General features: G+C 70.1%; 10 protein-coding genes. 6 read left to right on the forward strand and 4 right to left on the reverse strand.

All coding sequences use genetic code 11. The features are described from left to right. The 3 genes from BJF79_RS27590 to BJF79_RS27600 all read left to right on the forward strand — a co-directional run. On the forward strand, positions 1-2,401 hold a 2,401-nt coding region (locus BJF79_RS27590; protein ID WP_262402672.1), incomplete at its 5' end, for a transglycosylase domain-containing protein. A gap of 281 nt (positions 2,402-2,682) precedes the next feature. Further along, a complete protein-coding gene (locus BJF79_RS27595; RefSeq protein ID WP_262402673.1) occupies positions 2,683-3,987 on the forward strand; it encodes a glycosyltransferase family 87 protein in 1,305 nt (434 codons plus the stop codon). A gap of 279 nt (positions 3,988-4,266) precedes the next feature. Further along, positions 4,267-4,671: a barstar family protein gene (locus BJF79_RS27600; protein WP_075901717.1), complete on the forward strand. Its 405-nt coding sequence runs from the start codon at positions 4,267-4,269 to the stop codon at positions 4,669-4,671. Positions 4,672-4,713: 42 nt separating this feature from the next. Here BJF79_RS27600 and BJF79_RS27605 read toward each other — a convergent pair whose 3' ends face one another. The 4 genes from BJF79_RS27605 to BJF79_RS27615 form a co-directional block, all read right to left on the reverse strand. Continuing rightward, positions 4,714-5,085 (reverse strand): DUF4190 domain-containing protein, encoded by a 372-nt coding sequence (locus tag BJF79_RS27605; RefSeq protein ID WP_075901719.1) that lies wholly within the window; start codon positions 5,083-5,085, stop codon positions 4,714-4,716. 193 nt (positions 5,086-5,278) lie between these two features. Continuing rightward, positions 5,279-5,863 carry a deoxyribonuclease IV gene (locus BJF79_RS27610; RefSeq protein ID WP_262402674.1) on the reverse strand — a complete coding sequence of 195 codons (585 nt, stop codon included), beginning with the start codon at positions 5,861-5,863 and terminating at the stop codon, positions 5,279-5,281. Beyond that, the gene (locus BJF79_RS61890) at positions 5,770-6,048 is read right to left on the reverse strand and encodes a hypothetical protein (protein ID WP_262402675.1); all 279 of its coding nucleotides are present in this window, start codon (positions 6,046-6,048) and stop codon (positions 5,770-5,772) included. The genes BJF79_RS27610 and BJF79_RS61890 overlap by 94 nt, the downstream gene beginning before the upstream one ends. A gap of 117 nt (positions 6,049-6,165) precedes the next feature. Then, positions 6,166-6,474, reverse strand: coding sequence for a hypothetical protein (locus tag BJF79_RS27615; protein ID WP_075901721.1), 309 nt, complete (start codon positions 6,472-6,474; stop codon positions 6,166-6,168). Between the two features lie 206 nt (positions 6,475-6,680). Here BJF79_RS27615 and BJF79_RS27620 point away from each other — a divergent pair, with 206 nt between their 5' ends. The 3 genes from BJF79_RS27620 to BJF79_RS27630 form a co-directional block, all read left to right on the forward strand. Next, positions 6,681-6,881 carry a hypothetical protein gene (locus BJF79_RS27620; protein WP_075901723.1) on the forward strand — a complete coding sequence of 67 codons (201 nt, stop codon included), beginning with the start codon at positions 6,681-6,683 and terminating at the stop codon, positions 6,879-6,881. A gap of 164 nt (positions 6,882-7,045) precedes the next feature. Next, a complete protein-coding gene (gene rpsF / locus BJF79_RS27625; RefSeq protein WP_075901725.1) occupies positions 7,046-7,336 on the forward strand; it encodes a 30S ribosomal protein S6 in 291 nt (96 codons plus the stop codon). A gap of 41 nt (positions 7,337-7,377) precedes the next feature. Continuing rightward, positions 7,378-7,694: single-stranded DNA-binding protein (locus BJF79_RS27630; protein WP_143220210.1), on the forward strand; the 317-nt coding region annotated here is incomplete at its 3' end.

Below are 7,694 nucleotides of genomic sequence, written 5' to 3' on the forward strand. Positions count from 1 at the left end.
CCCCGGCGGACCCGGCGGGCCGGGGCGTCCCGGCGGTCCGGGCGGGCCCAGCGGCTCCAGGGGCAAGGGCGGCGGGCCCGGTGGCCCGGGCGGACCCGGCGGGCGGCGCGGCAAGCCGTCCGACAAGCCGGAGAAGACCGGCTGGCGCAAGTACGTACCGTCCTGGAAGATCACCGTCTCGGTGATCACCGTGGGAATCCTCGCCATGACCACGCTGCTGGTCGTGGTGTACGTCAAGACGCCGATCCCGGACGAGGCGCAGGCGGACGCCGTCCGGCAGTCCTCGGTGATCGAGTTCAAGGACGGCGAGGTGCTGGCCCGCGTCGGGATGAACCGCACCAGCGTCCCGCTGTCCGAGGTGCCGAAGCACGTGCAGAACGCGGTGCTGGCGGCCGAGGACCGCAAGTTCTGGACGGAACCGGGCGTGTCCCCCACCGGCATCGCCCGCGCGGTCGTGACGGCCGCGACCGGCGGCGACGTCACCGGCGCGTCGACGATCACCCAGCAGCTCGCCCGCAACTACTTCGTGGGGCTCAGCCAGGAGCGCAGCATCGACCGGAAGCTGAAGGAGATCATGATCTCCATCCGGTTGGGCAACGAGGAGAAGAAGGAGAACATCCTCGAGCTCTACCTCAACACGGTCCCCTTCGGCCGGCAGGCGTACGGCATCCAGGCGGCGGCGCGCGCCTACTTCCACACGACGGTCGACAAGCTCACCGTCGAGCAGGCCGCGATGCTCGCCGCGATGATCCAGCAGCCGAGCTACTTCGTCACCTACGGCAACCCGACCGATCCGGCGAAGAAGAAGGCCAAGGAAGCGCTGGTCAACCGCTGGAACTACGTCCTGAACGGCATGGTCGAGTCGGGCTGGCTCGAGGAGAGCAAGCGCCAGGCGATGAAGTTCCCGCAGACCGAGAAGGAGTGGAGCGACGTCGACGGCGGCCCGCAGACCGGCTACCTGCGCGAGCGCGTCATCAATGAGCTGAAGGCGCTCGGCCTCCCGGAGCAGGCGCTGGAGACCGAGGGCCTGAAGATCACGACGACGTTCGACCAGGACCTGCAGGCGTTCACCGCCAAGGCCGTCGAGAAGATGCGCAAGGACAACAACTTCGGCGACGACATCCACTTCGGGCTCAGCGCGGTCGACCCCAAGACGGGCGGGGTGATCGCCGCGTACGGCGGCCCCGGCTACAAGGAACAGCAGTTCGACGACTCGTTCCAGGGCAAGGTGCAGCCGGGTTCGTCGTTCAAGCCGATCGTCCTCGCGACCGCGCTCAGCCAGGGCATCAGCCTGAAGACGACGATGGACGGCAGTTACAAGCGGACCATCAACGGCACGTCGTTCACCAACGACAACACCGCGGAGGACGGCACCTACACCCTCCAAGAGATGACCGAGCTGTCCATCAACACGGCGTACGTGGAGCTCGGCCAGAAGGTCGGTCTCAACAACGTCATCGACACCGCCAAGAAGATGGGCATGAAGGACTCCGGTCTCGAGCCCGTCACCTCGCTGCCGCTCGGCGTCTTCGACGCCAGCGCGGTGACGATGGCGTCGGTGTACTCGACGTTCGCGGCCGGCGGCGTGCACCGCCCGGCGCACGTGATCAAGTCGATCGAGAAGATCAACGGCCAGCCGGTGAAGAACGAGGACGGCGAGGTCATCGACAAGAACCCGTGGGGCGAGAGCGAGCGGGTCTTCGAGGAGGGCGTCGCGCGGGACGCGACCGCGGCGATGCGCGACGTGGTCACGTCCGGTACCGGTAAGGGCGCGGCCCTCCCGGACCGTCCGGTCGCCGGTAAGACCGGTACCACCGACAAGCACCGGTCGGCGTGGTTCGTCGGCTACACCCCGCAGCTCGCCACCGCGGTGGCCATGTGGCGCCAGGACGAGAAGGGCAACCGGCAGTCGCTGATGGGTGTCGGCGACTACACCCAGGTCTATGGTGGTTCGGCCCCGGCCGACCTGTTCAAGCTGTTCATGATGCAGGCGCACAAGGGGCAGCCGGTCGAGCAGTTCCAGCCCCCGGTCTACGGCGGCGACATCGCGTCGTGGGCGAAGCCCGAGGAGACGACGCCGCCGCCGTCGACGTCGCCGTCGCCGACGAACTCGCCCTCCTGCGGCCCCGGGCAGAACGGGAACGGCCGACGGGACCGGCCGGAGTGCGGCAGCCAGTCGCCGTCGCCGTCGACCAGCCCGTCGAAGACTCCGGATCCGAGCACCACGGGCCAGCCCTGCCTCACCCCCAGCGGGAACATGCCGCCGAACTGCAACCCGAACCTGCCCCCGCCGGGCTTCCCCGACTGGTGGTGCGACAAGGGCGACAACCGCCAGACCGTCGCCGAGTGCCGGGAGGAAGACACCGACAACCCGGACGGATCGGGTGCGCAGAACAACTGAAGTAGACGACAGAGCAGAAACCGGACGGGCGTGACCGTTCGCCGACCGGTCGGAGAGGCCCGGAGCCGCGAGGCTCCGGGCCTCTCCCGTCGCGGGGAAGGCGCGGGCGCGGGCGGGCGCCGATGACCAATAGTCTTGCTGTCCATGTCGTCGTCTTCTGAGAGGCTCGTGAAGCCCGACGCCGAGACCGCCGCCGTACGCGGGCGCATGGCACGTCTCGTCCCGGTCCTGACGGGCGTCACGGCCCTGGTGTGCCTTCTGGGCTGGCTGCAGAAACGGCCGTGCGCGTCCTCCGGGTTGACTTCATCGAGACGACGACGAACGCCTGCTACACCGACGTCTACCCGCTCTACTACGTGCGGGGGCTGAACGACGGGCTGCTCCCGTACTTCGACTCGTTCCCCGGCACCGACATCCGGTTCGTCGAGTACCCGGTGCTGAGCGGCGGCTTCATGCAGCTCGTCGCCTGGCTCGTCGGCCCGTTCGACGACGCCGGGCGGGGCATGGCGTTCTACAACGTGACCGTGCTGCTGCTCGCCGGCTGCGCGGTCGCGACCGTCCTGGCGACGGCGTACACGGCCGGGCGGCGCTCGCTGCGCACCGGGCTGATGGTCGCCCTGTCCCCCGCGCTGCTGCTCAGCGCGTACATCAACTGGGACCTGCTGGCCGTCGGACTGTCGGCGCTGGCGCTGGCGGCGTGGTCGAAGCGGCGCCCGGCGCTCGCGGGCGTCCTGCTGGGGCTGGCCATCGCGGCGAAGTTCTATCCGCTGCTGTTCCTGGGGCCGCTAGTCCTGCTCTGTGTGCGCGCGGGCCAGTGGCGGGCGATGGGACGGATGCTCGCGGGCACGGCCGTCGCGTGGCTCGCGGTCAACCTGCCCGTGATGCTGTTCGCCTGGGACGGGTGGCTGCAGTTCTACACGTTCAGCCAGGAACGCGGCATCGACTGGGGATCGATCTGGTTCTTCCTCCGCGACCAGGGAATGCCCGGCCTGGACGACACCGACCGGTTGAACCTCCTCGGCACCGGGACGACCTTCGCGCTCTGCGTCGGCATCGCCGTGCTGGCGCTCGCGGCGCCGCGCCGCCCCCGGCTGGCGCAGTTGATGTTCCTCGTCCTGGTGGCGTTCATGCTGCCCAACAAGGTCTGGTCGCCGCAGTACGTGCTGTGGCTGCTGCCGCTCGCGGTGCTGGCCCGGCCGAAGCTGCCCGCGTTCGTCGTCTGGCAGATCGGCGAGATCGTCTACTTCTTCGGGATCTGGTGGTTCCTGCTGTCGGTGTCCGCGCAGACGCCCGGCCAGGACCTTTCCGGCACCCTGTCGGCGGTGCTGAGCCTGAACGCACCCGAGGGCGGCATCAGTCAGGACGTCTACGGCATCGCGCTCCTGGCACGGTTCGTGACCGTCCTCGTGCTCGCGGGGCTCATCGTGTGGGACGTGCTGCGCCCGTCCGCCGACATGGTCAGAATCGACGGGACGGACGACCCCGCGGGCGGCTTCCTCGACGGCGCGGACGACGTGGTGTCGCTCGGGCGGTGGCGCTCCGCGCGCCGGACGGTCCGCGCGGGCGCGGCACCGGCCGTCCCGTAGGCGGCGTCGTCGCGGCGGGGCCGTACGGGAAGGGGTGCGGGCCTCGCGGGGACTTCGAGAAAATGCGCCGCGCCGGAGCCCCCTGCCCTGCGGGGATACCGGACCGGACGACCGGATTGTGCAGGATTCAGATGGTTTTCCGGAGGTTTCCGGGGCATGATCGCCGTTGCCCGGGACCCCGCGGACGCGGGGGCGCGCGAACCACCGGGGAGATGACGTGGACGCGAATCGAGCACTGGACGAACTGATCGCCGGACGGCTGTCGCCGGACGTCTACCAGTGGCGGACGCCCCCCACGCCGGGGGCGATCGGCGACACGGCCTGGACCGGACGGGCCGCCGAGGCCGGCTGGCGCGGCTTCCACCTGGACGGACGCCGCGCTGCGACAGCGACGGGTTCCTGCGGCTGTGCAGGGAGACGTTGGAGTTCCCCGAGGGGGTGGGCGTCACCTGGGACGCCCTGGAGAGCGCCCTGACCGACCTGTCATGGGCGCCCGCGGAACACGGCTACGTGGTCCTGTACGAGACGTGGTCCGAACTCGCCGAGGACGACCAGCCGGCGTTCCGCGCGGTGCTGGACCTCTTCGCCGGGGCGGTCAAGCGCCGACGCGACACCGCCACCCCCATGACGGTGCTCCTGTCGAGCGTCGGCGTGGAGGTGGCGGGCGTTCCCCGGCTCGCGTGACGGGCCGACCGGACGGACCGGTCCGACGGGCCGGCCCGACGGTCAATAGGTGGCGCTGCTGCCCGCGGCCGCGGCGATGACGAAGATGTAGATGACCCAGACGATCGCCCAGATGGCCGTGACGATGTAGCCCATGACCAGGCCCGCCGTCGCCATGCCGGAGCCGCCCTCGCGCGTCCGGCGGATCTGGGACTGCGCGACGTGCCCGAAGATGATCGCCAGGATCGCGGTGAACCCGCAGAACACGATGCCGATCAGGCCGCACACCATGGACGCGGTCGCCATGCCGTTGGTCGGGGGCGCCGACGGCGGACCACCGTAGTGATGGTGCTGGACCGCGGGCTGCGGCTGGTAGGACTGGGCGTACGGATCCTGCGACCCGTAACCGTAGGGGTCGTAAGGGGGCTGGGCCATGGGTTCCCCGTTCGGTTCGCGCGCCCGCCGGCGAGATCGCGCGTGCGCTGAGGACTGGGTTCTCGGATTATGCCAGTGTGACCCACGAACGGATCGCGGCGCCATCCTGCATCGTCCACGGGTTAGATGCGGCGCGCGCCGTCCCGGTTCCCGCGATCTTCGCGCAGGCTGCCGTCCGGCCGGAACCGGCCCGTCAGTCCAGGTTCTCGCGCAGCCAGGCGATGTCGTCGGCCTGCCCGGCGCCGGGCGTCTCCACCACCACCGGCGCGTCCGCCGCGCGGACCACGGTGAGGATGAGGTCGGTGTCGATGCTGCCCTTGCCGAGGTTGGCGTGCCGGTCGGCGCCGGACCCGAACGCGTCCCGGCTGTCGTTGCAGTGCACGAGGTCGATGCGTCCGGTGATGGCCTTGATCCGGTCGACGGCGTCGACGAGCGCCTCGCCCGCCGCGTGCGCGTGGCAGGTGTCGAGGCAGAACCCGAGCTTGGACTCCAGCCCCGGGACGCCCGACAGCACTTCCCACAGCCGGGCGATCCGGTCGAACTTGCGCGCCATCGCGTTGCCGCCGCCCGCGGTGTTCTCGATGTAGACCGGGATCGGGCACTCGACCCGCTCGAACACCTTGCGCCAGTTCTCGAAGCCGGCTTCCGGGTCGTCGTCCTTCAGCACGTGCCCGCCGTGCACGATCAGCGCCTTCGCGCCGATGGACGCCGCCGCCTCCAGCTGCTGCGTGAGGTTCTTGCGGCTCGGGATCCGGATCCGGTTGTTGGACGTCGCCACGTTGATCGTGTACGCGCGTGCACGAACACGTCCACCCCGGAACCCGCCAGCGCCTCGACGCCCTCGGGCAGCACGGGCTTCTTCCACCCCTGCGGGTCGCCCAGGAAGAACTGCACGACGTCGGCGCCGATGGCGCGGGCGTTGTCCAGCGGGTTGGTCTGGTCGACATGGGCTCCGATGCGCATGCATCCGAGGTTAGCCGCGGGGGACGACAGCGTGGTGCGACTTCGCGCACGGTCCGGCGCACGGAACCGCTCCCCGGGCGGCTGCGCGCGCCCGGGGAGCGGCCCTGCGGCGACGGGTCAGACCGAGAAACCGCCGTGGCTCAGCGCGAACGCGCCGCCGAGGAACGCGGCGACCATGCCGATGACGTTGAGCCAGCGCTGGTTGATCGTCCCGGAGACCATCTGCGAGTAGAGCGCGAGCGGCAGGCCGATGACGGCCGCGATCGCGCCGGCGAGGTGGGTCGAGGGAACCCAGCCCAGGATGAGGGCGGCGATCCCGATCGTGATGGAGGCGGCGGCGAGACCGTTGCCCACCGCGTGCGATTCGGTCTGGACGTCGGGCCGGGCGGCGACGCCCTGCCTGCTCCCGGCTGCCTCCTGTGGCATCGGACCTCCTCGTGGTGTGGCACCGCTCGGCGCCGGTGGGCCGGCCGACCGGGCGGACGGGTGATCTAAGGGTTCCCGGGACGGGAGAGGATCAACCTGCGCTGGCCGGGCGAAAATGTCGGCGGCACCCGGTACGGTCGAACACGGATTCGAGAACGAGTCGAGGCCGCCCCGAGGGGAAGCGGGGAGAAGGCGGAGGCGAGGCAATGGACCACAGCGAGCTGGCGCTGATCGGGGACGCGGAACTGGTGGAGGAGCTGACGCTGCTGACGACGCAGACCGCCCGGATGCGCGCCCGCATGACCGACATCATGACCGAGCTGGAACGGCGGCGCTGCGCGAAGGCGTCCCGTCCGGGGCCGCGGCCGGGCGCCCGGCAGGGCGCGCGTCCCGGCGCGAGGCACTGACGTGGGGAACCCGGTCACGCGGCGTCGGTCGAGTTGGTAGCCTGTATCGGTCCCGCGGCAGGTCCGCCCGGCGATCCGGGCAGCCGACCGCCGCGGGAGACGCAACAGCCCTCCTGTCACGGAGAGACCGTGACCGCACCAGTCCAAAGGAGGTAGGGACCAGCATGCGTCGTTACGAAGTCATGACGATCCTCGACCCCGGTATCGACGAGCGCACCGCTCCGGCGGCGCTCGACCCGTTCCTGAAGGTCGTCAAGGACGCCGGCGGGAGCGTCGAGAAGGTCGACGTCTGGGGCCGGCGGCGCCTGGCGTACGACATCGAGAAGAAGTCCGAAGGCATTTACGCGGTGGTCGACCTGTCGGCTGAGCCCGCCACGGTCAAGGAGCTCGACCGGCAGCTCAACCTCAGCGAGTCGATCCTCCGCACGAAGGTCATCCGTCCCGAGGTCCACTGAGCCCCGGCTCAGTAGGCATCAGATCAGCCGGAGCGAGCCCCATGGCAGGCGACACCGTAATCACCATCGTCGGGAACCTCGTCGAGGATCCGACCCTGCGTTTCACCAGCAGCGGCGTACCGGTCGCCTCCTTCCGCATCGCCTCGACGCCGCGGTCGTTCGACCGCCAGTCGGGCGAGTGGAAGGACGGCGAGACGCTGTTCATGTCGTGCAGCGTCTGGCGGCAGGCCGCCGAGAACGTGGCCGAGAGCCTGCAGCGCGGCATGCGGGTGATCGTGAACGGCCGTCTCAAGTCGCGGACGTACGAGGCCCAGGGTGACAAGCGCACCGTCTTCGAGATCGACGTCGAAGAGGTCGG

It is taken from the genome of Actinomadura sp. CNU-125, assembly GCF_001942465.1.
GTDB lineage: Bacteria > Actinomycetota > Actinomycetes > Streptosporangiales > Streptosporangiaceae > Spirillospora.

Bases quoted from the DNA above. Each gene is read 5' to 3' on its own strand.
- BJF79_RS27615 (WP_075901721.1), bottom strand. From the start codon at position 6,474: ATGCCACAGGAGGCAGCCGGGAGCAGGCAGGGCGTCGCCGCCCGGCCC.
- BJF79_RS61890 (WP_262402675.1), bottom strand. From the start codon at position 6,048: ATGCGCATCGGAGCCCATGTCGACCAGACCAACCCGCTGGACAACGCC.
- BJF79_RS27605 (WP_075901719.1), bottom strand. From the start codon at position 5,085: ATGGCCCAGCCCCCTTACGACCCCTACGGTTACGGGTCGCAGGATCCG.
- rpsF (WP_075901725.1), top strand. From the start codon at position 7,046: ATGCGTCGTTACGAAGTCATGACGATCCTCGACCCCGGTATCGACGAG.
- BJF79_RS27620 (WP_075901723.1), top strand. From the start codon at position 6,681: ATGGACCACAGCGAGCTGGCGCTGATCGGGGACGCGGAACTGGTGGAG.